Below are 22,892 nucleotides of genomic sequence, written 5' to 3' on the forward strand. Positions count from 1 at the left end.
CTGCGACAGAAGCCGCCGTCACTTTGCCGTCTCCGCCGCGTTGATCGCGGACAAGCCCAGCACCTCGCGGCCCACGATCAGCGTCTGCACTTCCGCGGTGCCCTCGGGTATCGTGCCGCCGCTGGTATCGCGGAAGATGCGCTCCAGCGGATACTCGGTCGAATAGCCCAAGCCGCCATGGACGCTCAAGGCGATCTTGGCGACCTCATGCGCGGCTTCGGCGCCATAGAGTTTGGCGATGGAACATTCGACGCGCGCGGGCAGGCCTTTCTGCACGGCCACAGCGGCCTTGTAGCCCAGCGCACGCGCCGCTTCGGTGCGCACCATCATGTCGACGATGTGTTTTTGTACCAGCTGGAATTCACCGATGGGGCGGCCGAACTGGCGCCGGGTCTTTGCATACTCGATGGACAGGTCCAGCGCGGCCTGCGCCGCGCCCACCGCGCCCATCGCGATGTTCAGGCGGCCATAGTTCAGGCCCGTCAGCATGGTCTTGAGCGCGGTGCCCTCGACGCCCAGCAGGTTCTCCTTGGGTACGCGCACGCCGTCAAAACGCAATTCGGCGGTGCCGGAAGCCTTAAGAACCATCTTGTCGACCAGGCGCGCCTCGTAGGGCGACTGCTCGCGCTCCACCAGAAACAGCGATAGCTTGCCATCGCAGCTGGCGCTGAAGGTACGCGCCAGGACGATGGCATAGTCCGCGTTCTCGCCATTGGTGATCCATAGCTTGCTGCCGTTGAGCTCGTAGTGGTCGCCCTGGTCTTGCGCCCTGAGTTCGATGCCCGCCACGTTGGAACCGTGGTTGGGCTCGCTGATCGCCACACACACGTTCTTGGCGGACGACAGCACGGGCCGCAGGAATTTTTCCTTCTGAGCGGGCGTGCCATAGGCATTGACCAGGCGCAGGAAGATATTCGTGATGTTGAGTATGGTGCGCAGGGATCCCCAGCAGTAGCCGGCCTCTTCGACCATCATCGCCCACGTGACGAAGTCCAGTCCGAAGCCGCCATCGTCCTCGGGCAGCAGCCCGCCGATGTAGCCGAATTGCGCAAGTCCCTCCAGCACTTCCGCAGGGATGCGCCTGTCGGCTTCGCAGGCGGCGATGCGCGGGCCGATCTCGGCCTTCATATAGCGCCTGATGCTGTCGCGCAGGGCCAGTTGATCCGTATCGAAATCAAAATCCATGTTGTCCTCTAAGCGGCCATTGCAAGATTTGGGGTGTGCGTTTCAAGACGAAAAGCGTCCGCCCGTCACGTACAGCGTGACGCCAGTGATGTAGCGGGCGCGCTCCGAAGCAATGAAGGCGACGGACGATGCGATGTCGTCCGGCTGCCCCAGGAAGCCGACCGGGTTCTTGGCGAGCGCCGCGTCCCGCAGTACCGGATAGGAGGGCAGGGACTGTATGAGTTCGGTTTCGACAAAGCCGGGCGCGATGGCGTTGACGGTGATGCCAAACTTGGCCTGTTCCAGCGACAGGGCGCGGGTGAAGCCCACCAGGCCCAGCTTGGCGGTGGTGTAGTTGGTCTGGCCGGGATTGCCGAACACGGAACGCGAGGCGATGTTGATAACGCGCCCCCACTTGCGTTCCATCATGCCCGGCAGCACCGCGCGGGTGCAATGGAAGGCGCCCTTCAAGATGGTGTCGACCACCGAGTCCCAATCGGACTCGGCCATCTTGCCCAGATACTTGTCGCGCGTGAAGCCCGCGTTGTTGACCAGGATGTCGACGCCGCCGTAAGCGGCCGTTGCCGCGTCCACCATGGCGGCCACCGCGTCACGCTCACAGACGTCGCATTGCACGCCGATGGCCTCGTGGCCCTCATCGCGCAACCGCTGCGCCGTGGCCGAGGCAGTCTGGCCGTCGATGTCCGTGATGACGACGCGCGCGCCTTCTTCGGCCAGCACGCGCGCCGTCTGGGCGCCGATGCCGCGACCCGATCCGGTCACCAGCGCCACCTTTCCCGCAATTTCTAAATCCATGGAGATGTCTTTCCTGTATGGAACGGCCAGCGGCCGTGCATGCCATCACGCGATTCCCCCCGGCGCGCCACCCGCATTTGGGGCGGTGACCGCCCCCTTGAGGACGCCGCTTAAATTCATAATATCGTACCGAATAACGAAATGTCGAATTTATTTTCGATTGACCAATGCAATATGTCGAATTAGTATCCGGCATGTCGTATTAATTGCACCATTCACAACTGCCAGGCGAGCATGCGCGACATGCCCGGAGGACCTCGAATGTTTTCAGACCTTGCCCCCTTGTTCGACCCCAGTTCACTCGTCCTGATCGGCGCCTCGGACCGGCCCGCCAGCATCGGCCAGCGCGCCTTGACCAACATCGTCGAACACTCCAGCTATGGCGGCGAACTGTTCCTGGTCAACGCCACCAAGGACACGGTCATGGGCAGGCGCGCCTACCGCTCGGTGATGGATCTGCCCTATGCGCCGCAGACCGCGATCGTGGTCGTGCCGGCGCCCGCCGCGGTCAGCGTGCTGGCGGACTGCGGCCGCAAGGGCGTCAAGTTCGCCATCGTGCTGACCTCCGGCTTTGGCGAAACCGGCGAGGCAGGGCGCCAGCTCGAAGAACAGATGCGCGCCATCGTCCGCGAGACCGGCATCCGCATCTACGGGCCGAATTGCCCCGGCATGAACAACAACAACCGTGGACTGGGCTTCACGTTCTCGCCGGCCTTCCAGTACGACCGCATGCCCGGCCCGATCGGCCTCGTCACGCAGGGCGGCGGGCTGGGCCGCACCTTCCTGCAGGCCAGCGGCCGCGGCATCGGCATCGGCCTGTGGTGCTCCAGCGGCAACGAGGTCGACCTGACCGCCAGCGACTACATCAACCACATGGCCGCGATGCCCGAAATCAAGGTCATCGTCACGCTGCTGGAGGGCATCAACGACGCCCCCCGCTTCGCCGCCGCGGCCCTCAATGCCGCGCGCCAGGGCAAGCCCATCGTGGCCCTGAAGGTCGGCAAGTCCGCCTATGGGGTCCAGGCCACGCAATCCCATACCGCCGCGCTCTCGGGCAGCGCGGACATCAACAGCACGGCCTTCCGGCAGCTGGGTATCGTGGAAGTCGACGACATCGACGAACTGATCGATACCGCCGCGCTGCTGGCGCGCGGCGTACCCGCGCGCGCCATCCGCACCGCCGTGTATTCGTTCTCCGGCGGCACGGTCGCGCTGGCCGCCGACATGCTGGGCTGCGCGGACCTGACACTGGCGCAGTTCGCTCCCCGGACCCGCCAGGCCTTGGCCGATCTGCTTCCGGCCTTTGCCGCCATCGACAATCCCGTCGACACCACCGCCGAGATCCTGGTCCAAAGCGACATCAGCTACGGTTCGCTGCTATGCGTCGCCCAGGATCCGAACGTGGACGTGGTGCTCTATCCCATTCCCATGGAATACGGCGACACGACCCTGGCCGCCTGCCGCAACCTGGTCAAGGTGCAGGCCGAAGTCGATGTACCCATCGTGCCGGTCTGGATGAGTGACAAGCTGGGAAGTGGCTACCAATGCCTGGTCGATGCGGGCATCGCACCCATCCGGACGTTGGGCAAGGCCGTCAAGGCATTGTCGAAGTGGAATCGCTATGGCGTATCCGCCCGCGCCTTCGATCCGCGATGGGAACCGTCGATCATGCTGGCCGCGTCCCCGCGCGGCACGCCTGCGCCGCAAGCCTACGCCGAGCGCGCCGTCAAGCAGCTGCTGAGCGAAGCCGGCGTCGCCGTGCCCTTCGGCCGCGTATGCCAATCGGCCGATGAAGCCGTGGCCGCGGCCGCGCAATGTGGCGGCGCGATAGTGGCCAAGATCGTCAGCCCGCAGATTCTGCACAAGTCGGACATAGGCGGCGTCATCGTCGGCTTGCGTACGCCCGAGGAAGTCCGCAACGCCTGGGATCTGATCATGACGCGCTCGCGCGAGGCGTATCCGCAGGCGGACATCGAAGGCATCCTGATCGAACAAATGATGGCGCAACGCGGCGTGGAAACCCTGGTCGGCGTGCACCGCGACGACCTGTTCGGCCACGTCCTGACCTTCGGTCTGGGCGGCGTCTACGTCGAGGTCTTCAAGGACGTGAGCCGCCGTCTCTTGCCGCTGACGCCTGCGGATGCCCGCGCCATGATCGAGGAGACCCGCTGCCATCAATTGCTTGCCGGGTGCCGCGGCCAGGCGCCTGCCGACATCGGCGCGCTTGAGAAACTGCTGCTGGCCGTGTCCGACTTCGTGATGCACGGCCCATATGAGGTGAAGGAGCTGGACCTGAATCCCGTGCTCGTCAGCCCGGACGGCGCGGTCGCGCTGGACGCCGTGCTCATCGCATCCGCGCGATAGCGCGTTTCCCCATCCGCCGCTCCAGACGGCGGACCTACACAACAGGAGACTTCCCATGTTCAACAAGCTCTTCGGTACCGCGGCGGCCGCACTCGCCGTCGCGATGGCGCTCGCGCCGCTCAATGCCTCGGCGGACGCTGCCTTTCCGGATCGGCCGATACGCTTCATCGTGCCGTTCACGGCTGGCGGCATCACGGACAACGTGGCGCGCACGGTCGGCGCCCGCGCCGCCGAGCTGCTGGGACAACCCATCATCATCGAAAACCGCGCCGGCGCAGGCGGCAACATCGGCGCTGAGTACGCGGCCAATAGCAAACCGGACGGCTACACGATCTTTCTCGGCACCCAAGGCACCCAAGTCACCAATCCCCTGATCTACAAGACCGCCAGCAAACCTGAAAAGGCGCTGGTCGCCGTGCAGGGACTCACCGCCATCCCCAACATCCTCGTCGTCAACGAATCCCGGCCCTACAACACGCTGGACAAGCTGGTGGCCTACGCCCGGGCCAATCCCAGCAAGCTGAACACGTCCAGCGCGGGCGCCGGCACCGGCACCCACCTTGCGGCCGAGCTCTTCCAATCCGTCGCGGGCGTCAAGTTCAGCCACATTCCGTTCAAGGGCAGCGCGCCTTCGATCACCGCCCTGATCGGCGGCCAGGTCGACATTTCCTTTGACTATCCCGTGTCGACCGAACCCTTCATCAAGGACGGAAAAATCCGCGCGCTCGCCGTCACGGGCGAAGCCCGGCTGCCGTCCTTCCCAGACGTGCCGACGCTCGCCGAACTTGGCTATCCAGGCGCAAGCTCCGTTTCCTGGATGGGCGTCTTCGTGCCCGCCGACACGCCTGCTCCTGTGAATGCCAAGCTTGAAAAGGCATTCGCGCAGGCCATCGCAGACCCGCAGATCTCCTCGCGCCTGATCGCCTTCGGCGGCGTTCCATTGAAGAAATCCGGCGCCGATTTCGCTGCCTTCGTGAAGGAAGAGTCCGTCAAGTGGGGCAACGTGGTCAAGGAAGCCAACGTCCAGCTGGACTAGGCGACGTCATGTTCGAACGAGGCGCGCCGCCCTCGCGCCTTGCCCCTTCCCCGCACGGACCCTAGCCATGCCTCAGCCGCACTCCCTTCCCCTGTCCGGCATCGCCGTTGCCGATTTTTCCGAACTGCTGCCGGGCCCATTCCTGACCCAGAACCTCCTGGAACTCGGCGCGACCGTCACCAAGATCGAACGTCCTCCTCACGGCGACAATGCCCGGCTGCTCTATCCCGGCGTGTTCGATTCGGTCAACCGCGGCAAGCAATGCGTCATGCTGGATCTCAAGCAGCCTGCCGGCGCGCAGGCGGCGCGCGACATCATCGCCGCCTGTGACGTCCTGGTCGAAGGCTTCCGCCCCGGGGTCATGGCGCGGCTGGGGCTAGGCTATGACGCGGCGGCCGCCATCAACCCCAGGCTGGTCTACGTATCCCTGAGCGGCTATGGCCAGAACGGTCCCCATGCGCAGCGCCCGGGACATGACATCAACTATCTCGCCACGGCGGGCGCGCTAGCGCTGTCGGGCAGCGATCCCCGCATGCCCGCGCCGGGGGCAGGGCTGCCCGTCGCGGACCTCTGCGGCGCCATGTATGCCCTGTCCAGCACGCTGGCGGCGCTGATGCAGCGCCAGCATACGGGGCGCGGACAGCACCTGGACGTATCGCTGACGGATTGCGTCGCCCACTGGATGAATCCGCGCCTGGGACAGTTCTCCTCGGCCGGACTCGGCAGCCTGGCGGCGCAGCGCCTGGACGTTTTGAACAAGCCCGCCTATGGCGTGTTCCGCACGCGCGATGACGCCTGCGTCGCGATTGCCGCGCTCGAGGACCACTTCTGGCTGCGTTTGCTGCAGGTCTTGGCCTTGGACCTGGACCACGCGCAAACCGCTACCTACCATCAGCGGGTCATGCTGGCCGCCGCCATCAATCAGGCAATCGCCGGGCGCATGGCGGATCTGGACGCGCGAGATGCGATCGCCCGCCTGGAAGCGTCCGATGTGCCGGTCTCGCTGGTGGAAGAACCGCTGGCGCTGCGCGGCACGCCCCATGCGCAAGCCCGCTGGCTGTTCGAAAGCCATGCCGAGGCGCAGTATGTCCGCTATCCGGTACGGCTGACCCACATGAACGAGGCTTGAATCGCCCAGCGTACCGGCCCGGCGCAATCACTCTCATCTTCTGAATAGGCATCCCATGAGCCAGTATCACGCGCCCATGCATGACATCGACTTTCTCACGACAGCGGTGTTTCCCCTGGACCCGCATCTGCAAGGTTGCGGCTCCGCCCTGGACGCCGGACTCGCGCGCTCCGTCGTGCTCGAAGCCGAGAAGTTCGCGCAAGGCTTGCTGGATCCGCTCAATCGCATCGGCGACCAGCAAGGCTGCCGCCTGCATGACGGCACCGTTTCCACGCCCGCCGGCTGGCAGCAGGCCTACCTCGCCTTCTGCGAAGGCGGATGGAACGGCTTGCGCCAACCCGAGCAATACGGCGGCCAGGCGCTGTCCTGCGTGCTGGCCACCCTGACCGAGGAAATCTGGCACGCCAGCAACCCTAGCTTCGCGCTCTGCTCCATGCTGACCAGCGGCGCCATAGAAACCCTGCTGCACTCGGCGACTCCCGCATTGAAGGACCTGCTGCTGCCGCGGCTGATCAGCGGCGAATGGACCGGCACCATGAACCTGACCGAACCGGCGGCGGGCTCGGACCTGGCCGCCGTGCGCACCCGCGCGGTGCCGTCGGACGATGGTTCCTATGCAATATCCGGCCAGAAGATCTTCATCACCTACGGCGACCACGAACTCGCGTCCAACATCATCCATCTGGTGCTGGCCCGCACGCCCGATGCGCCCGCCGGCGCGAGAGGCCTGTCGTTGTTCGCCGTGCCCAAGTTTCTGATTCAGGACGACGGTTCTCCTGGCGAGCGCAACGACGTGCATTGCTCGGCCCTGGAACACAAACTGGGCATCCACGCCAGCCCCACCGCGGTGATGCAGTTCGGCGCCGGGCCGGGCGCAACCGGGTATCTGGTCGGCGAGCTGAACGAAGGGCTGAAGAACATGTTCGTCATGATGAACGAGGCCCGCCACGCCGTCGGCAACCAGGGCCTGGCCATTGCCGAACGCGCGTTCCAGCATGCGGTCTGGTACGCACGCGAACGCGTCCAGGGCAAGATCGTCGGCGAAGAAGGCGCGCAGCTTCCCATCCTGCGCCACCCCGACGTACGCCGCCTGCTGCTGGGTATGAAGAGCCGGATCGAATCGATGCGTGCGCTGGGCGTGTACCTATCGATGCAGAAAGACCTGGCCCGCGCGGCCGCCAGCCCCGAGGCCCGCGGCCGCGCCCAGGCCCGCGTCGACCTGCTGATACCCGTGATGAAAGGCTGGTTCACCGAGGCCGCCCAGCGCATCACATACGACGCGGTCCAGGTCTTCGGCGGCATGGGCTACATCGAGGAATCGGGCGCGGCCCAGTACTACCGGGACGCGCGCATCCTGACCATCTACGAAGGCACCACCGCGATACAGGCGAATGACCTGCTGGGCCGCAAAACGGTCCGCGACGGCGGCGCGCAAGCCCAACTGCTGCTGGACGAGATCTCTCAGCAGGCCGAGGCGATGCTGGCGGGTGCGGCCGGCGCCCGCGAGTTTGGACGCAGCCTGCAACAAGGCTGCGCGCATTTGCGCGCAACCATCGTCTGGCTGCTGGCATGCCATGAGGCCGATCCGCGCGCCACCCATGCGGGCGCCGTATCCTATCTTGAGCTCTGGGGGCTGGTGACGGGCGCCTGGATGCAGGGGCTGCGCCTGCGCGCCGCGCTGAACGGCGCGGCCGAGGGCGCAGCATTGCAAGCCATCCAGGCCAGCGCCCGATTCTATGCGGAGAATCTTCTGGTTCAGGCCAGCGCATTGCGGCAGTCCATTTGCGCGGGCGGCTGCGCCATCGACGCGTTTCCCGACGACTATTGGGCCCGCTAAGGCGCTATCTCAGCACCAGCGTCGCGCCGATCACCTTCATCGTCGGCATCAACTGGCGCCAGGCGTCCTTGGGCATGGACGCCGGCCGGCGCAGCTCGGCTGCGGCGGGATCGTCCAGCAGATCGCCCTTGCAGGCGAACACGATGCTGTTGGTCATGTCGTCATCCACCACCTCGAACATGGACGAACCGAACGAGGCGCGCACCCGGTCCATGTATTCGTGATGATCCGGGTGATTGACGTGGAAGTTGATCACCAGGATGCCGTTCTCGCGCAGGGCGCGGAAACAATCGGCGTAGAACTCCGCCGAGCACAGCGGACCCGGAATCCCGCCGATGCCGAACCCGTCCAGCAGGATCACGTCCGCATGGTCCGACAGGCCCCGCATATGGTCGGCCGCGTCGGCCTGAAGCACGCGGAAGCGGTCGTCGTCGCGCGGCACCATGAAGGCTTCGCGCAGGGCAATGACTGCCGGATCGATTTCCACCACGTCGATAGCGCTGTCCGCCAGATAGCGATGGCAGAACTTGGGCAGCGAGCCGCCGCCCAGACCCACCATCAGAATGCGGGCGGGTGCCGGATTGAAAAGCACGAAGCCCATCATCATCCGCGTGTACTCCAGCTCGAGCGCATCGGGGTTGAGGGTAGACATGCTGCTCTGGATTTCCTGCTGCGTGAAATGCAGGGTGCGACGGGTGCCCGAGTTCTGGACAAAGGGCCGCGGAAGTGCCGCTTGCGGCTCAGCGGGCGAGAAATCTGAGGAGGTTTGGGCGTCGTCGGGCATGAAACGGGGTGGCGTGCAGGAAAATGGGAAAGATACCATTGCGCCGTGTACCCACCCGGCGATGTAGTCTCTTTGGCTGATACCGACGCCCATGATTGCAGCGTAAGCTCGCCGTGCAGGAAGCTGAGCGCCCGGCTTTCGGAACGCGGACCCAAGGCAATGGCTGGCTTACATACCCATTACGACACGCTCCAAGTTTCGGAAAACGCCAGCGATGAAGTCATCCGCGGCGCATACCGTTATCTCTCGCAAAAGTGGCATCCGGACAAGAATCCTGACAAGCCCGAGGAAGCAAAGCGCGTCATGGCGCGCCTGAACGAGGCCTACGCAGTGCTTTCCGATCCGAAACGGCGTCAAGAGCATGACGCGTGGATCGCCGAGCAACGCGCCGCCGGCGCGTCCGGCGGCAACGGCAGCGGGACGAACGGGAAAGCCCCGCCGGATTCCGGATCCACCGATACGCTGCGCGACTATTACGCCACCGAAATCGCCAAGGGACGCAATTTCTGGATATGGCCGCTGGCCTTTATCGGCTGCGCCATGGCGTTGGGCTTGGCCGCCAACCTCGTTCCATCGCTGGACGGCCTGCTGATGAAATACCGCTACCTCACCCTGCTGCTGCTGCTGGCCGGCGCATCCGCGGTGACGACCTCGGCCAGGAAAAAACACCGCGATCAACTGCTGCAACAGCACGAGACCCGGATTCTGGAGCAGCGGTACACGGAGCACATGCGGCAGAAGACCGTGCGGCAGGTGGTCATCGGCGTCTCGGCCGTATTGGCAATCGGCGGCCTGCTAGCCTATTACGGCATGGGCTGGAATGAACGGCAAGACCAGCTCCAGGCCGCCAAGCCGGACAGCAAGAAGCCAGCGCCGGCCAAGCCCGCATCCCTCCAGATCGAGAACGCCTGCGGCCGCGACTTGAGGTTCGCGGTGCACTATCTGCCCGACGGAGGCGAATGGCGCACCGAAGGCTGGTGGAACGTGGAAGCCAACAGTTCCACCGGCCTGCGCGGCGACCTGGGATTGATCGAATCCACCAATACCATCTTCTACTACTACGCCGAATCGCTGGACCGGAAGATAGTCTGGCAGGGCCGCGACGACGACGAGACCGACGCGACCTATGCGTTCAAGGGACGCAACTATCGCTTCGACCGGGTTCGCCTGGCCCGCGGCGCCGATGGCAGCTATCAGCTCAAGCTCACCTGCTAGCGCATCGCCCGCCGATGCTCAGACCAGCAGCACCGGACAAGGCGCGTGGGCAATGACCCGCGAGCACACCGACCCCAGCAATGCGTCCAGGAACGGCGCCCGATGGTGCGACCCCATCACGATGGCCGTGGCGCCCACCTTGACCGCGTGCGCCACGATCTTGTCCGGCGTGTGGCCAGTAAGCTCGTGGCACTCGAAACCAACCTGGCCCGCGCGCAGGATTTCGACCACGGACTTCATTGCCTTGTCGCTCTCTTCGTGGTGCCAGGCGTCGATGTCGGCCTGGCCGATGAAGGCTTTGACATCGCCCGTCACGTCCGGCTCGCAATGCAATACGTGCACCGTGAAGTCCCGGTTCAGCAAAGGGCCCTCAACCAGGTAGCGCGCCGCGGCATCGCTATGGCTGGACCCATCGGTGGCAAGAATGATCGTGTTCATGACAGATCTCCGGTTCGTGGGCTTCATCCCTTATGGCGCGCGGCCCTGGCCGCGGCCCGTCTGGGCAGGATCAGGCTGGCGCCCACGGATGCCAGCAGGATAAGGCCTACCGCCCCTAGCGACCACTGCACCGGCACATGGAACCATGGCGCGGCCAGCATCTTGCCGCCGATGATGATGAGCACCGCGGCAAGTCCGTGCTTGAGGTAGCGGAAACGCTCGCGCATGTCGGCCAGCAGGAAGTACAGCGCCCGCAGGCCCATGATGGCGAAGATATTGGAGGTGAAGACCAGGAACGGGTCGGTGGTGACGGCGAAGATGGCGGGAATGCTGTCCACCGCGAACACCACGTCGCTCGCCTCTATCATCAACAGCACGACGAACATGGGCGTGGCATGCCGCAGGCCGCCGATGCGCACGAAGAACGACTCGCCGTGATAGTCCTTGGTGATGCGCATGGACGAGCGCAACAGGCGCACCAGCGGATTGCGGGCAATGTCCGGCTGATGGTCCGCCCGGGCCAGCATCCTGGCGCCAGTCGCCACCAGCAGCACGCCGAACACATAGAACAGCCAGTCGAACTTCGACAGCAGCCAGACGCCCGCCAGGATCATGCCGACTCGCATCACGATGGCGCCCAGCACGCCGTACAGCAGCACCCGGCGCTGCAATTCCAGCGGCACCGCAAAGTAGCCGAAGATGAGCGAGAACACGAACATGTTGTCCACGGACAGGGACAGTTCGATCAGGTAGCCGGTGTAGAACTCCAGTGTCTTGCGGTGCGCAATGTCGCGCCCCAGGGTGGCATCCAGATACCACCACATCAGAGCGCCGAACAACGCCGCCAGCGCCATCCAGACGCCCACCCAGAACAAGGCTTCACGGGGCCGCACGCGGTGCGCATGCCGGCCGCCCAGCACATACAGATCCAGCGCCAGCACGACCAGCACAAAGGCTACGAACCCCGCCCACATCGGCATGGTGGCAAAGGTCTCGACCTGATTCATCAGGACCTCCCGCCGTCGCTGCAAAGCCGCTATGCGACGGCCATCGGTACACAGTGCATGTACGAATCCAGTCTAGAACTTCCAGATGCGCCGAACAATTCGCCTGGGTCGAACTGATGCTCAGGTTTTTTGGAACCGTCGCGGCGCGTGGAGCACCGGCATCGGCAACTCAGCCCAGGTACTCCACGTTGCCGCAAACGGAAATGCTCTGGCCGCTGATGATGGCGCCTTCGTCCGAACACAGGTAGGCCACCTGATTGGCCACGTCCTGCGGGCTGGTCATGCGGCGCAACGACACCTTGTCCACAAGCTGCTCGCGCATCGCGTCGTTGCTCACGCCACCAGCCGCGGCGCGGGCGGCAATGACCCGTTCAACGCGGTCGCCCGACACCACGCCCGGCAGCACGGAATTGACGCGGATGTTCGAAGGCCCCAGCTCCATGGCCCAGGTCTGCGTCAGGCCGGCCAGGCCGAACTTGCTGGCGCTATAGGGCGTGCGCAGCGAAAAGCCCAGCCTGCCCGCGACGGACGAGATGTTGACGATGGACCCGCCGCCTGCCGCACGCAGCAACGGCACGGCGCTGCGTGCGCACAGGAAGGTTCCCGTCAGATTGACATCCAGCGTGCGCTGCCAGGCGTCCAGCGTGGTTTCCTCCAGCCGGTTGGTCGGGCCGGCCACGCCAGCATTGTTGACCAGCGCGTCGAGCTTGCCCCATTTCTTCGCCAGTTCGCCGAACATGGCCTGGACTTGCGCCTCGCTGGATACGTCCGTCACGCTGACGCCCAGGCGCGGATGCGCGGCGGCAGCGGCCTTGCACGCCGCTTCGTCCACGTCGCAGACGTGCACCTCGGCGCCCGCCTCCAGAAACCTGCGCGCGATCGCCAGGCCTATTCCTTGCGCGCCCGCGGTGACGAGGACGCGTTTTCCTTGCAGTGAATTGCTCATGGCGTTTCCTGTTCAGAGCGCAAACTCGGGCCGGACGCCGCTTTTGAGCGGCAGTCCCAGGATCTCGCGCGCCTCCGCGGGCGTGGCGGGCTCCATGTCCATTTCACGGATGATGCGCACGATGCGCTCGGTCAGCTGGACGTTGGTGGCCAGTTCGCCGTGGCGGTAGTACAGGTTGTCCTCAAGGCCGACCCGCGCATGGCCGCCCAGCAGCAGGGCGGCCATGTTGGCCTCCAGCTGCGCGGGGCCGATGCCGCTGACGCAGAAGATGCTGTTCCTGGGCAGCAGGTCCACCATCATCTGCAAATGCCGCACCGAGAATGGCATGGCGTTCTGGAAGTTGCGATGCACGTTCATGACCAGGTTGATGAAATGCGGCCCTTCGTCCAGTCCCTCTTCGATCAGCGTCGTGGCGTCCTGCAGGATGTGCGTGGGGCTGAAGACCTCCCATTCGGGCTTGATGCCGCGCGCCTGCATGCCGGCGGCCAGTTCGCGGGCCTTGGTGAGCGGCGTGTTCATCAGGTATTCGCGGTCGCCGAACGCCAGGTTCAAGGTCGTGGCGTCCAGCGTGCACATCTCGGCGCCGGCGTCCATGCCCTTGAGCCGTTCTTCCCACAGGATCTCCCACGTTCCCGGAGAGGTTTCCTTGACCATGTCGCCATGCACGCCGCCGCCGGTCGAATTGTTCAACACGATGTCGCAGCGGTCGCGGATGAGCCGGTTCATCTGCCGGTACACCGAAGCGTCGCAAGTCGCCTGGTCGTCGGGACGGCGCGCATGCAGCGCCACCACGCTGGCGCCCGCGTTATAGCAGCGGTACACGTCCTCCGCGATCTCCAGCGGCTGCGTGGGCAGGTGCGGATTCTGGCTCTTGAATGCCATACCCCCGGTCGGGGCGATGGTCACGATGACTTTGCGTTTGCTCATGAGGTTCACTTCCAGAGCGCGCAGCGGCTCTCTTCCTTGGTGGTGAAGGCCTGGTTGCCGTCGATGGTCTGCACGACGTTGAAGTAGTCCCAGGGTTCCTTGGACTGTTCCGGCGTCTTGACCTGCAGCAAGTACATGTCGTGCACGACGCGGCCGTCCGGCCGCACTACGCCGTTCTTGATGTAGACGTCGTTCAGCTTGTTCTCGCGCAGATAGGCCAGCACGCGGTCGGCGTCATCCGTACCCGTGGCCTTGACCGCGCGCAGGTATTGCAGCGCGGCGGAGTAATCGGCCGCCTGCAGCGAGGAGGGCATGGCCTTGCGCTTTTCAAAGAAGGCGCGGGCCCAGGCGCGGGTCTCGTCCGATGCGTTCCAGTACCAGCTGTCCGTCAAATACATGCCTTGCGAGGCGGGCAGCCCCATGGCGTGGATGTCGTTGATGAACATGATCAGGCCGGCCAGGCGCATGGTCTTGGTGATGCCGAACTCATTGGCGGCCTTGATCGAGTTGGTGGCGTCCGCGCCGGCGTTTGCCAGGGCCAGGATCTCCGCCTTGCTGCTTTGCGCCTGCAGCAGGAACGAAGAAAAGTCGCTGGCCGATAGCGGATGCTTGACCGATCCGACCACCGTGCCGCCGCCGGCCTGGACCACCTTGGTCGTGTCCGCCTGCAGCGCGTGGCCAAAGGCATAATCGGCCGTCAGGAAGTACCAGCTCTTGCCGCCCGCCTTGACCACGGCCGCGCCCGTTCCGCGCGCCTGCGCCACGGTATCGTAGGCGTAGTTCAGCGTGTAGGGCGTGCATTGTTCGTTGGTCAGCGCCGGGGCGCCCGCGCCCACCACGATGATGGGCCGCTTCTTGTCGGCCGCAACCTTGGACATGGCCAATGCCGTGCTGGAATTGGTGCCGCCGATCAGCATGTCCAGGCCCATCTGGTCGAACCATTCCCGTGCCTTGGCCGAGGCGATGTCCGCCTTGTTCTGATGGTCGGCCGTCAGCAGTTCGATCTTCTTGCCGTTGATCTCGCCGCCCATCTCCTGGATCGCCATCTTGATGGCCTCGGCGCCGCCCGGGCCGTCCGGCCCCGAGTACACGCCCGACATGTCGGTGATGAAGCCGATTCGAATAACATCGTCTGAAATCTGCGCCTGGGCCGCAGGGGCGTGCAGCAGCGTCACGGCCAGGCCGCAGGCCAGGGCGCTGCGGGACATCATGCCTTGCATGGGCAACATGCTTGTCTCCTCTTGTGGGTTTTGGCGTCTGGGACCTCGGCTATTCTGGTGCCGGCCCCAGACCGCGGACAGTCATCATGGTGACAAAGCACCCTAGGGTTTACCTGAGCGGCACCACAACGGCTACGAAGGAGGCACACATGGGCGAACGGCTTGCCGACGCCGGCGACGAACCCCTGAGCGCGCGGCGGCGGCGCACGCAAGGGGCGGTGGACAAGATGCTCGACGTCGTCCCTTGGTACAAGGGCTTGCCGGAACTCGAACGCGACCTGATCCGCGCGGAATTGCGCGTCGTGACGCTGGCCGCGGGCCAGTTCCTGTTCCGCGCGGGCAGCCGCTCGCCGGGATGGTACGGCGTGGTGCAGGGGCTGGTGAAATGGTCCTCGCCGGGCGCGGACGGCAAGTCCCTGTCTCTGGCCGGCTTCAGCACCGGCAGCTGGTTCGGCGAAGCCACCATGATCCGCCGCGAGCGGTTCGAGTACGAGGTGGTCGCGCTGCGGCCCAGCCAGATCGTGATTCTGCCGCGCGAGACCTGTGAACGTCTCTGGAACAACAACATCGAGTTCACCAAGGCGCTGATGATGCATCTCGCGCAACGCGTGGACTGGCTGATGAGCAGCTTCACGTCCAACGTGCTGCTCGACGTCGACACCACGGTGGCGCGCGCCGTCGCCGCGCAGTTCAATGCGGAGAGGCATTCCGGCACCAACGGACGCCTGAAGGTTTCCCAGGAAGAAATCGCCGGCCTGTGCGGCATTTCGCGGCAACGCTGCAATGCAGCGCTTGCGAGGCTAGCTCGCGCGGGCGTGCTGGAAACCTACTATGGCGGGCTGGCTATCCTTGACGTGGACGAGTTGCACCGGCTTGCCAATATCAAGAAGAGCGCCTAGGAAGCCGGCGCTGACGGTACAAGAAAAGATGCCGGTCAGAACAGAAATTCTGTCTTTTCGCCCATAGGGGACAACTTTATAGTTGCCGCGGAAAAAACAGCAAACCGCATATCCGCACTTGAGGAGTCCCCCATGAAAGCCCCGTCCGCGCCCTCTGTTTCACTCCTGGAACCCTATGTCGGCACAGAGGACCTGCCCCTGTACACGACCACCGTGTCCGTGACTGGCGGCGTTTCCGGACACGGCAGATCGTCGGGCCGCGCGATCTCCAACGACGGCGAACTGGAACTCGAACTCAGGTTGCCCAAGGAGCTTGGCGGCAACGGCGGCGGCACCAATCCCGAGCAATTATTCGCGGCCGGCTTTGCCGCTTGCTTTCATGGCGCCATGAAGCTGGTCGCCATGAAGAACGGTGTCCCGCTGCCGGCGGATTTCGCCATTCACTGCACCACCACTTTCGCGCGCGAAGCGTTTGACGGCCTGTTCTGCATCAAGGCCAGGCTGGAGATTTCCCTGCCCGGACTGCCGAAGGACCTCGCCTTGGCGCTGGTCCACGAGACGGAATCGATCTGCCCGTATTCGAAGATGGCGGACCAGGGGATCGCGTCGTCGGTGCATCTGACTTGATCATGGCCAGCGCCCGCCCCACGCACTGATTACCCGCCTCCGGAGCTGGAACCCCGCCTCAGCCACGAACTTTCTTGAGCAGGGCCTCAGCCTCTTGCCTGCGCCCCCGATCGGCGAGCTCGCGGCCAGGGCGCGCGGGCGCACGCAACGCCTTCTCCAGATATGGGGCCGCCTCCGCATTGCGGTTCCGGTAAACCAGATAATCCGCATAGAAATAGTTGGGATCTATGCCATCCGGATTGATCGCAAGCGCCTGCTGCAACAACGCCTCGGCCTTCTTGTTGTCCCCAAAGCCGACCGGCCAGCCAGGAACCTTGTAGTACAGCACACCGAGGCTGTTGAGCGCGGACCCGCTTAGCGCGTTGCTGTCGATCTGGATCGCGGTCTCGTATTCGGCCTTGGCCTGCTTCGCGATGCCAAGCGCGCCCAGCCCGCCCTTGGCCCCAGCCCAGGAACTCAGGATTATGCCTTCCCAGATGTGAGGCTCGGCGCGGTTGTTGTACTTCGCGGTCACGGCATGCGCCTTCTGCGCCAGGGCTTCGAAGCCGGTCTCCCGCTTCGCTTCCGGCATCTGATACTGAATCTCCGCCCACTCCTTCTGCAAGGCGCCGATGGCGTTGTCCATGTCGGCCGGCTCCGCTTGGGCTGCGGGAAGAAAGGAATATGCGCTCATGGCAAGCATGGCCGATGAAGCGTAACGCAGGAAAGCTCTGCGGATCATGATGAGACTCCTGATTGCGGCGGCGGCGGCCTCAAGGCGCGCCGATGCTTGGTGAATGCGCCATCGAGCAGGCGCGGAAAGAGTACGTTGAGCCGGACCGCCAGGGCTTCGAACAGGCCGGCGTAGCGCTGGGCCGTCTCCGCTTCCAGCATGCGCAGCACGGCACGGGCGACCGCCTCCGGGCTGTCCGTCGGCGATCCGGTCGCCTGGTTGAAGGCGATGACGTCAGCCGCATTGAAGGGTGTATCGATGGCGCGCGGGGCGTAATACTGGACGCGCACGGGAGAGTCCGCGAGTTCGCGTCTCAGGGATTCCGTATAGACACGCAGGGCTGCCTTGGACGCGCCGTACGCCGCAAAGCCGGGAACGCCCAGGCTGCCCAGCACGGAGCCTATGTTCAAGACCTGAGCGCGTGGCTGGCCAAGCAGCACGGGCAGCAGGCTGGCGGTCAACAGCATGGGCGCGATGGCGTTTGTATCGAAGATCTGCTGGGTCTGCTCAGGGTCCATCGCGCCCGCCGCGCCAAACCCCGCGACCGCCGCGTTGTTGATGAGCACGTTGGCGCGACGCGCCGCGGCGGCGTCCGCAATCGCCGCCCGTCCTTCCTGCGTGGTGATATCCACCACGAGGGCGTCTACCGCGCTGCGGTCATGCGCGTCCAGGCTCAATGACTTGGCCAGTTCCAGCGTGGGACCGGCGCGCCGTCCGACCAGCAACACGCGCGCTCCTTCGGCGCGCAACATGCGTGCGATGGCGCTGCCCAACCCGCCGGCAGCTCCCGTAAGCACGACCGAGGCCTGATTGATCTTCATGCCGGCACGCTCCCGGCCGCGGCTCGCGGCAATCCGCGGAAGATCGCACCGTACAGGCGGTAGAACATATGCGCCGCATGGATGACGGCCGCCTGATCGTCGGGATGCTCCAGCCGATTCATCAATTCGGCGAAATGTGCGGTGTGCTCCTGATCGAGCGTGCCATGCGAGCGCAGATAGCTGAAGGCCGTTCCGGGCAGGCCCAACGCCTGCTGGATCCGGTCCGCAGCGTTCAGAGCCAGCGCGACGCTCGTTCCCTCCAGTACGTGGACCATGCCGAAGAAGCCCACCGGGTTGTTCCGCATGATGGTGTCGTAGGCGTAGGCCACCATGATTTCCGTATCCGGGCCGGGGCCCGCGCACTTGATCGCCTCGGCGTCCGCACCCGCCGCGCGCAGGTCGTTCAGTATCCATTCGTCATGGCCGGTTTCCTCCTCGATGTATTCCTCCAGCGCCGCGTCCATCCATGCCAGGCGGCCCGGCATGCGGGTGCGGCACGCGTGCATCAAGGGCACCGTGTGCCGCACATGGTGATAGGCCTCGGCCAGGAAGCGGATGTATGAAGGCAGCGCGACCTCGCCGCGCAGACAGTCCTGGATGATGGGCGCCTGGACCAGCGCTTCCCGGCTGCCCCGCGTTGCGTCCACGAGAGAATCGAAAAATGGCATTTTGGTTTACACCGGAGAAAAGGGCCGGACGCTTTGGAACAGGTCCGGATGCTGTTGAAGAATCGCGCTTCGGCGGGGCCGTCCGTTGGCGGTAGCCATGCCCCCGTCCACCGAGAACTCGGCGCGCGCCTGAAGCCAGCGGCCAATGCGGGCGTAGTCGGGCAGCCGCTGGTTGGCCCGCGCTATGGCCGCGTCGATGGCCGGCGCCGAAGCCATGCCCTGGGGCCAGATCACGGCGCCCAGCTCGGCTTCGCCATCGCCGTACACGACTGCGTGGCGGATCTCGGGCTGATTGCCCAGTTCGATCTCGACCCACTCCGGCGAAACGTTGCGGCCGAAGCCCGTGATGAGAACGTTCTTTTTGCGGCCTTCTACATACAGGTACCCTGCGGGATCCAGGCGACCAAGATCGCCAGTCGGCCACCAATCGCCGGCCGTCGACGGAACGCCGAGATAGCCAAGAAACGGCGTCCCGGCGATCTCGATCTCGCCGTCTTCGGCGATGCGGACTCGCGCATGCGGCAATGGCCGGCCCGCCGAGCCCGGCAAATCCGCGCCCGGCAGGTTCAGCGTCTGCACGGAAGCGGCTTCAGACAGGCCATATCCTTCGTAGGCGGGAAGACCAAGCCTGCGCGCCTGCTCCAGCAATGGCGCACCCACCGCGGCGCCGCCCACAGCCATCAGGCGCAGCTGCGGTGGTGCAGGCGTCCGGGTTGCTGCCAGCCAGGCGGCGTAGGCGCGCAGCATCTGCGGCAGCACGATCACGCTATTGGCCTCGGACGCCGTCAGCGCCGCGTGAAATCGCCCGGGATCGAATTGGGAGGATCCCTGCAGCCCGACCTCCGCCAACGGCGATACGTGGATACACGCGCCTTCCAGCAGGGGCGCGTAGACGCCGCCGATGTTCTCCAGCAACACGGGCAAAGGCAAGGCAGTGAGATGGCTGCCGATGCCGATCCCGCGCGTGGCGTCGGCCAGGCCATGCGCGACATCCAGCATCTGGGCGCTGCCCAGACATACGCCCTTGGGCTGCCCGGTGGAGCCAGACGTGAACGTGATCTTGGATGTGCCTGCCGGCAAGGGAATCGCCGGAAAAGGCAGCAGCCTGACCGCCAGGCCGCCGAGCAGGGCGACTGCGGACACATCCATGCCGGAGCTTGCTTGCGCATGCCGGCTGGCCGGCGTCAGCAGCAGGCTGGCGCCGGCCGCGCTCATCGCGGCCTGCCGCTGCTCCGGCGTGAAGAACAACGGCAATGGCAAGTGCACGGCGCCCATCGCCAGGCACGCCAGATCGGCAACGATCCAATCCGCGCCGTTGTCCAACAGCGTCGCGACTACCCGCGGGCCATATGCAGAGAGCGCGTCCGCGCAAACCAGCACCCGCTCCGACAGTTCTGCATAGGTCAATGCCACCGATGAACGCAAGGCAGGTTGCAAGCGACGGTCGCCGCGCGTCAACGACGCAAGAAATTCCTGACCGGTCATGATTGAGACTCGCCGAATCGATTCAGAATAAGGCTCAGGCGCCCGGCAAATACCTGAGGATCATGTTCGTAGTAGTTGCCCCAGTCGCGCCGTTCGCCAGGATCCAGCCGCGCGGGCGTGGCGGCGGCCAGGGGCTGATGAGCCAGACCCATGCGCGAGAACAGGTGGTGCAGTTCGGAGGTCAGGGTGCTGACCGCCCATTCGAAGCCCTGCTGGTGCAGATGCAGTGCCAGATGGGGCACCAGCAGCCGTCCCGCGCCCGGCCGGACGGCGGCGAACTGGCCCGTCTCGACGATGTGGCGACGGGCCACGGACAAGTCGCGCTGACGCAGGTACTGCTCCACCGGCGCCGAAAGATAGCGCTCCAGATACAGGGTTTCAGCCGCGCCGCGAAATCCTGCCGCGGCGAGGATCTGGCCTTCGGCCTGCAGGCTGACCAAGGTCGGCATCCAGTGCTTCAGGCGAGCGCCAAAACGCTGCCGGTAGCGCAGGTAGATATAGGATTCGACACAGCCGCGCTGCGGGTCGTCGTAGGGATGCACGAACAATGCCGGGCGGGGCCGCGCGAGCGGAACCGTGTAAGGCCAATCGGTCGACTGTGGCGAGGCCTTGCGCTGCGGCGTCATGATTTCTGGTCGGTCCATTTGAAGCGCTTGCTTTAACGATGGCCGCAGCGTACGGGCCGAACCTTAACTCCAAATTAACCGCGCCTCGGTGGTAATCTCATCCAAGCCATTAGTAGGAGTTCTTGAATGCGAATTCTTATCGTCGAAGATGACCCGCTGATAGGCGATGGCCTCAAGAACGGCCTGCGGCTGCTGGGGTACGCGGTGGATTGGTTCTTCAACGGTCAAGAGGGCGACCATGCCCTGCGCGCCGTGCACTACGATGCGGTGGTGCTGGATCTTGGTCTGCCATCCGAAGACGGGGTGACGTTGCTGACACGTTGGCGCCAAGCCGGAATCGACGTCCCCGTGGTCATACTGACAGCGCGCGACGCCGTCGAAAGCCGGATAGGCGGACTCGACGCTGGCGCGGACGACTACCTGATCAAACCCATCACGCTGGATGAACTGGCCGCCCGTCTGCGCGCCGTCACGCGCCGGCTGGCGGGCAAGCCCGAACCCGTATGGCGCCATGGGGACCTGGAGTATCAGCCGGCCTCGCATGAAGCGCGGTGGAAGGGACTGGCGGTGGATCTGACCGTACGCGAAGCACAGCTACTGGAGCTATTCCTGACGCATCCCAGCCGGGTGCTGACGCGCGATTTCATCCGCGACAAGCTCTACGACTGGGACTCCGACCTGGAAAGCAATGCCCTCGAGGTTCATGTGCATCATCTGCGCAAGAAGATCCATCCCAAGCTGATCCGTACGCTGAGAGGCGCTGGCTACGCGCTGGGCCAGGTGGAGACCGAGGCATGACGCTGCAGCGCAGGCTGATCATTGCCGTGCTGCTGGCCGCTCCCCTGGCATGGCTGCTGACCATTGCAGGCACCTACTGGCGCGCCGCACACGAAATCAATGAGCTCTACGACACCGACATGCTGCGTCTGGCTGAGCAGACGCTTGCGGTCGCGGCCCTGCTTCCCCCCGGCGCCGGCATTCCCGGCCCGCTTCAAGCACCCCATCCGCCGAACTCTGGAGACGCCAGCGGCAAAGACCTGTCCGTGGCGATATGGCGCGACGCAGGCGCGCCGCTTGTACTGGATGCCGAAGCGCTCCAATTCCCGCGCGACCAGTCCCAGGAGGGCTTTGTCGACAGTACGGTCAACGGCGTGCCATGGCGGCTCTATTACCTCGCCAGCGACGACAAGACAACGCGCGTCGCGGTGGGCCAGCGCATCGGTGAGCGCGAAGATCTCATGGTCGCCTACATCGCAAGCCAGATCGCTCCCTGGCTGATCGGACTGCCTGTACTCATCGCCATGCTCATTCTTTCCGTGCGCCGCGCTCTGCGGCCCGTGCGCATGCTGTCCCGGGCCTTGGAGAATCGCCGTCCCGATGACGGCACGCCGCTGTCCGAGTCTGCCGCGCCGGCGGAACTCAAGATTCTCGTGCAAGCCATGAATGACTTGCTGGCACGAGTCGCCAGTCTTATCGAACAGGAGCGCCGCCTGACCGCGGACGCCGCCCATGAGTTGCGCACGCCGCTCGCCGCCTTGCGCGCGCAGTGGGAAGTGGCGCAGCGCGCGCAGGACGCAACGCTGCGAGCGGATGCCCAACGCAGCGTGGGTGCGGGGCTGGACCGCCTGGACCGGCTGGTAGCTCAGTTGTTGACGCTGGCGCGGCTCGACAGCAACGGCCCCTCGGGTTTTGACGACGCCGTCAACTGGAGCCTGGTGGCTGAGCAGGCGGTCGGTGACTGCCTCTGGATCGCAAACCGGCGCGACATCGAGATCGATATCGAATGGCCGGACGGAAAGGAAAACGCGCTTCCGACGGCCGGCAGCAACAATGCGCTGGCCATCATGCTGAAGAATCTGCTGGATAACGCCGTGCGCTATGGCCCGCGGCATACACGCGTGCGTCTGACGCTTGGCGCCCGCGCCATCCTCATCGATGATGCTGGCGCGGGCATCGCGCCCGAGGTCCTGCCACGGCTGGGCGACCGGTTCGTGCGCGCCGCCGGCAATGAAGAATCCGGCAGCGGCCTGGGCGTATCGATCGCGCGCCGCATCGCACACAATCACGGTCTGATGGTGCGCTATGACATGCGCGGCGCGGCTGCCGGCTTTCCCGCCGGCCTGCGTGTTTCGATCCTGCGCCGTGAGAGCACCCAATCGACATGAGGCGCA

Annotated in this window: 22 protein-coding genes; 9 read left to right on the forward strand and 13 right to left on the reverse strand. The window is 65.0% G+C overall.

The window, feature by feature from the left end; genetic code table 11:
* Nucleotides 1–18 precede the first annotated feature (18 nt).
* Both ACZ5YA_RS21150 and ACZ5YA_RS21155 read right to left on the reverse strand, forming a co-directional pair.
* Nucleotides 19–1,185 (reverse strand): acyl-CoA dehydrogenase family protein, encoded by a 1,167-nt coding sequence (locus ACZ5YA_RS21150; RefSeq protein ID WP_464091189.1) that lies wholly within the window; start codon nucleotides 1,183–1,185, stop codon nucleotides 19–21.
* Between the two features lie 42 nt (nucleotides 1,186–1,227).
* Nucleotides 1,228–1,980 (reverse strand): SDR family NAD(P)-dependent oxidoreductase, encoded by a 753-nt coding sequence (locus ACZ5YA_RS21155; protein ID WP_464091190.1) that lies wholly within the window; start codon nucleotides 1,978–1,980, stop codon nucleotides 1,228–1,230.
* A gap of 261 nt (nucleotides 1,981–2,241) precedes the next feature.
* Between ACZ5YA_RS21155 and ACZ5YA_RS21160 the strand changes: the two genes are divergently transcribed.
* From ACZ5YA_RS21160 to ACZ5YA_RS21175, 4 genes are all read left to right on the forward strand, one after another.
* Nucleotides 2,242–4,344 (forward strand): acetate--CoA ligase family protein, encoded by a 2,103-nt coding sequence (locus ACZ5YA_RS21160; protein WP_464091191.1) that lies wholly within the window; start codon nucleotides 2,242–2,244, stop codon nucleotides 4,342–4,344.
* A 55-nt stretch (nucleotides 4,345–4,399) separates the two neighbouring features.
* Nucleotides 4,400–5,380 (forward strand): Bug family tripartite tricarboxylate transporter substrate binding protein, encoded by a 981-nt coding sequence (locus ACZ5YA_RS21165; protein WP_464091192.1) that lies wholly within the window; start codon nucleotides 4,400–4,402, stop codon nucleotides 5,378–5,380.
* 67 nt (nucleotides 5,381–5,447) lie between these two features.
* Complete coding sequence (locus ACZ5YA_RS21170; RefSeq protein WP_251878567.1) at nucleotides 5,448–6,509, forward strand: CaiB/BaiF CoA transferase family protein; 1,062 nt, start codon at nucleotides 5,448–5,450, stop codon at nucleotides 6,507–6,509.
* Nucleotides 6,510–6,564: 55 nt separating this feature from the next.
* Nucleotides 6,565–8,346, forward strand: coding sequence for an acyl-CoA dehydrogenase (locus ACZ5YA_RS21175; RefSeq protein ID WP_464091193.1), 1,782 nt, complete (start codon nucleotides 6,565–6,567; stop codon nucleotides 8,344–8,346).
* Nucleotides 8,347–8,350: 4 nt separating this feature from the next.
* Here the strand turns inward: ACZ5YA_RS21175 and ACZ5YA_RS21180 are convergent, their stop codons facing one another.
* The gene (locus ACZ5YA_RS21180) at nucleotides 8,351–9,130 is read right to left on the reverse strand and encodes a fused MFS/spermidine synthase (RefSeq protein ID WP_419341639.1); all 780 of its coding nucleotides are present in this window, start codon (nucleotides 9,128–9,130) and stop codon (nucleotides 8,351–8,353) included.
* 72 nt (nucleotides 9,131–9,202) lie between these two features.
* On the opposite strand from ACZ5YA_RS21180, the gene ACZ5YA_RS21185 reads away from it, so the two are divergent.
* Entirely contained in the window at nucleotides 9,203–10,345 is a 1,143-nt protein-coding gene (locus tag ACZ5YA_RS21185; protein WP_464091194.1) for a J domain-containing protein, read from the forward strand.
* 18 nt (nucleotides 10,346–10,363) lie between these two features.
* Here ACZ5YA_RS21185 and ACZ5YA_RS21190 read toward each other — a convergent pair whose 3' ends face one another.
* From ACZ5YA_RS21190 to ACZ5YA_RS21210, 5 genes are all read right to left on the reverse strand, one after another.
* Entirely contained in the window at nucleotides 10,364–10,783 is a 420-nt protein-coding gene (locus ACZ5YA_RS21190) for a universal stress protein (protein ID WP_464091195.1), read from the reverse strand.
* Between the two features lie 23 nt (nucleotides 10,784–10,806).
* On the reverse strand, nucleotides 10,807–11,790 hold the full coding sequence (locus ACZ5YA_RS21195; protein ID WP_118932287.1) for a TerC family protein: 984 nt from the start codon (nucleotides 11,788–11,790) through the stop codon (nucleotides 10,807–10,809).
* 169 nt (nucleotides 11,791–11,959) lie between these two features.
* Nucleotides 11,960–12,736, reverse strand: a complete 777-nt coding sequence (locus ACZ5YA_RS21200) for an SDR family oxidoreductase (protein WP_059376956.1) — start codon at nucleotides 12,734–12,736, stop codon at nucleotides 11,960–11,962.
* Between the two features lie 12 nt (nucleotides 12,737–12,748).
* Nucleotides 12,749–13,663: a beta-keto acid cleavage family enzyme gene (locus ACZ5YA_RS21205; RefSeq protein ID WP_464091196.1), complete on the reverse strand. Its 915-nt coding sequence runs from the start codon at nucleotides 13,661–13,663 to the stop codon at nucleotides 12,749–12,751.
* Nucleotides 13,664–13,668: 5 nt separating this feature from the next.
* Nucleotides 13,669–14,892: an ABC transporter substrate-binding protein gene (locus tag ACZ5YA_RS21210; RefSeq protein ID WP_373429040.1), complete on the reverse strand. Its 1,224-nt coding sequence runs from the start codon at nucleotides 14,890–14,892 to the stop codon at nucleotides 13,669–13,671.
* Between the two features lie 140 nt (nucleotides 14,893–15,032).
* On the opposite strand from ACZ5YA_RS21210, the gene ACZ5YA_RS21215 reads away from it, so the two are divergent.
* Together ACZ5YA_RS21215 and ACZ5YA_RS21220 are read left to right on the forward strand one after the other, a co-directional pair.
* Nucleotides 15,033–15,782, forward strand: a complete 750-nt coding sequence (locus ACZ5YA_RS21215) for a Crp/Fnr family transcriptional regulator (protein ID WP_223283354.1) — start codon at nucleotides 15,033–15,035, stop codon at nucleotides 15,780–15,782.
* 132 nt (nucleotides 15,783–15,914) lie between these two features.
* Nucleotides 15,915–16,409: an Ohr family peroxiredoxin gene (locus tag ACZ5YA_RS21220; protein ID WP_059376950.1), complete on the forward strand. Its 495-nt coding sequence runs from the start codon at nucleotides 15,915–15,917 to the stop codon at nucleotides 16,407–16,409.
* Between the two features lie 58 nt (nucleotides 16,410–16,467).
* Here the strand turns inward: ACZ5YA_RS21220 and ACZ5YA_RS21225 are convergent, their stop codons facing one another.
* The 5 genes from ACZ5YA_RS21225 to ACZ5YA_RS21245 are packed head-to-tail and all read right to left on the reverse strand — an operon-like array spanning nucleotide 16,468 to nucleotide 20,739.
* Nucleotides 16,468–17,130 (reverse strand): tetratricopeptide repeat protein, encoded by a 663-nt coding sequence (locus ACZ5YA_RS21225; RefSeq protein ID WP_059376948.1) that lies wholly within the window; start codon nucleotides 17,128–17,130, stop codon nucleotides 16,468–16,470.
* Nucleotides 17,127–17,942, reverse strand: a complete 816-nt coding sequence (locus ACZ5YA_RS21230) for an SDR family oxidoreductase (protein WP_464091197.1) — start codon at nucleotides 17,940–17,942, stop codon at nucleotides 17,127–17,129. Before ACZ5YA_RS21230 ends, ACZ5YA_RS21225 begins: the two co-directional genes overlap by 4 nt.
* Nucleotides 17,939–18,610: a TenA family transcriptional regulator gene (locus tag ACZ5YA_RS21235; RefSeq protein ID WP_251878555.1), complete on the reverse strand. Its 672-nt coding sequence runs from the start codon at nucleotides 18,608–18,610 to the stop codon at nucleotides 17,939–17,941. The genes ACZ5YA_RS21230 and ACZ5YA_RS21235 overlap by 4 nt, the downstream gene beginning before the upstream one ends.
* 6 nt (nucleotides 18,611–18,616) lie before the next feature.
* A complete protein-coding gene (locus ACZ5YA_RS21240) occupies nucleotides 18,617–20,095 on the reverse strand; it encodes an AMP-binding protein (protein ID WP_464091198.1) in 1,479 nt (492 codons plus the stop codon).
* Nucleotides 20,092–20,739, reverse strand: a complete 648-nt coding sequence (locus tag ACZ5YA_RS21245; RefSeq protein WP_464091199.1) for a thermostable hemolysin — start codon at nucleotides 20,737–20,739, stop codon at nucleotides 20,092–20,094. The genes ACZ5YA_RS21240 and ACZ5YA_RS21245 overlap by 4 nt, the downstream gene beginning before the upstream one ends.
* Before the next feature lie 108 nt (nucleotides 20,740–20,847).
* On the opposite strand from ACZ5YA_RS21245, the gene ACZ5YA_RS21250 reads away from it, so the two are divergent.
* Nucleotides 20,848–21,519 carry a response regulator gene (locus ACZ5YA_RS21250; protein WP_464091200.1) on the forward strand — a complete coding sequence of 224 codons (672 nt, stop codon included), beginning with the start codon at nucleotides 20,848–20,850 and terminating at the stop codon, nucleotides 21,517–21,519.
* Nucleotides 21,516–22,886, forward strand: coding sequence for an ATP-binding protein (locus ACZ5YA_RS21255; protein WP_464091201.1), 1,371 nt, complete (start codon nucleotides 21,516–21,518; stop codon nucleotides 22,884–22,886). The genes ACZ5YA_RS21250 and ACZ5YA_RS21255 overlap by 4 nt, the downstream gene beginning before the upstream one ends.
* Nucleotides 22,887–22,892 lie beyond the last annotated feature (6 nt).

Source organism: Achromobacter sp. JCM 18799, assembly GCF_055395645.1.

Coding starts and splice junctions, on each gene's coding strand:
- ACZ5YA_RS21150 (WP_464091189.1), bottom strand. CDS start 1,185: ATGGATTTTGATTTCGATACGGATCAACTGGCCCTGCGCGACAGCATC.
- ACZ5YA_RS21155 (WP_464091190.1), bottom strand. CDS start 1,980: ATGGATTTAGAAATTGCGGGAAAGGTGGCGCTGGTGACCGGATCGGGT.
- ACZ5YA_RS21160 (WP_464091191.1), top strand. CDS start 2,242: ATGTTTTCAGACCTTGCCCCCTTGTTCGACCCCAGTTCACTCGTCCTG.
- ACZ5YA_RS21165 (WP_464091192.1), top strand. CDS start 4,400: ATGTTCAACAAGCTCTTCGGTACCGCGGCGGCCGCACTCGCCGTCGCG.
- ACZ5YA_RS21170 (WP_251878567.1), top strand. CDS start 5,448: ATGCCTCAGCCGCACTCCCTTCCCCTGTCCGGCATCGCCGTTGCCGAT.
- ACZ5YA_RS21175 (WP_464091193.1), top strand. CDS start 6,565: ATGAGCCAGTATCACGCGCCCATGCATGACATCGACTTTCTCACGACA.
- ACZ5YA_RS21180 (WP_419341639.1), bottom strand. CDS start 9,130: ATGCCCGACGACGCCCAAACCTCCTCAGATTTCTCGCCCGCTGAGCCG.
- ACZ5YA_RS21190 (WP_464091195.1), bottom strand. CDS start 10,783: ATGAACACGATCATTCTTGCCACCGATGGGTCCAGCCATAGCGATGCC.
- ACZ5YA_RS21195 (WP_118932287.1), bottom strand. CDS start 11,790: ATGAATCAGGTCGAGACCTTTGCCACCATGCCGATGTGGGCGGGGTTC.
- ACZ5YA_RS21200 (WP_059376956.1), bottom strand. CDS start 12,736: ATGAGCAATTCACTGCAAGGAAAACGCGTCCTCGTCACCGCGGGCGCG.
- ACZ5YA_RS21205 (WP_464091196.1), bottom strand. CDS start 13,663: ATGAGCAAACGCAAAGTCATCGTGACCATCGCCCCGACCGGGGGTATG.
- ACZ5YA_RS21210 (WP_373429040.1), bottom strand. CDS start 14,892: ATGTTGCCCATGCAAGGCATGATGTCCCGCAGCGCCCTGGCCTGCGGC.
- ACZ5YA_RS21215 (WP_223283354.1), top strand. CDS start 15,033: ATGGGCGAACGGCTTGCCGACGCCGGCGACGAACCCCTGAGCGCGCGG.
- ACZ5YA_RS21220 (WP_059376950.1), top strand. CDS start 15,915: ATGAAAGCCCCGTCCGCGCCCTCTGTTTCACTCCTGGAACCCTATGTC.
- ACZ5YA_RS21225 (WP_059376948.1), bottom strand. CDS start 17,130: ATGATCCGCAGAGCTTTCCTGCGTTACGCTTCATCGGCCATGCTTGCC.
- ACZ5YA_RS21230 (WP_464091197.1), bottom strand. CDS start 17,942: ATGAAGATCAATCAGGCCTCGGTCGTGCTTACGGGAGCTGCCGGCGGG.
- ACZ5YA_RS21235 (WP_251878555.1), bottom strand. CDS start 18,610: ATGCCATTTTTCGATTCTCTCGTGGACGCAACGCGGGGCAGCCGGGAA.
- ACZ5YA_RS21240 (WP_464091198.1), bottom strand. CDS start 20,095: ATGACCGGTCAGGAATTTCTTGCGTCGTTGACGCGCGGCGACCGTCGC.
- ACZ5YA_RS21245 (WP_464091199.1), bottom strand. CDS start 20,739: ATGGACCGACCAGAAATCATGACGCCGCAGCGCAAGGCCTCGCCACAG.
- ACZ5YA_RS21250 (WP_464091200.1), top strand. CDS start 20,848: ATGCGAATTCTTATCGTCGAAGATGACCCGCTGATAGGCGATGGCCTC.
- ACZ5YA_RS21255 (WP_464091201.1), top strand. CDS start 21,516: ATGACGCTGCAGCGCAGGCTGATCATTGCCGTGCTGCTGGCCGCTCCC.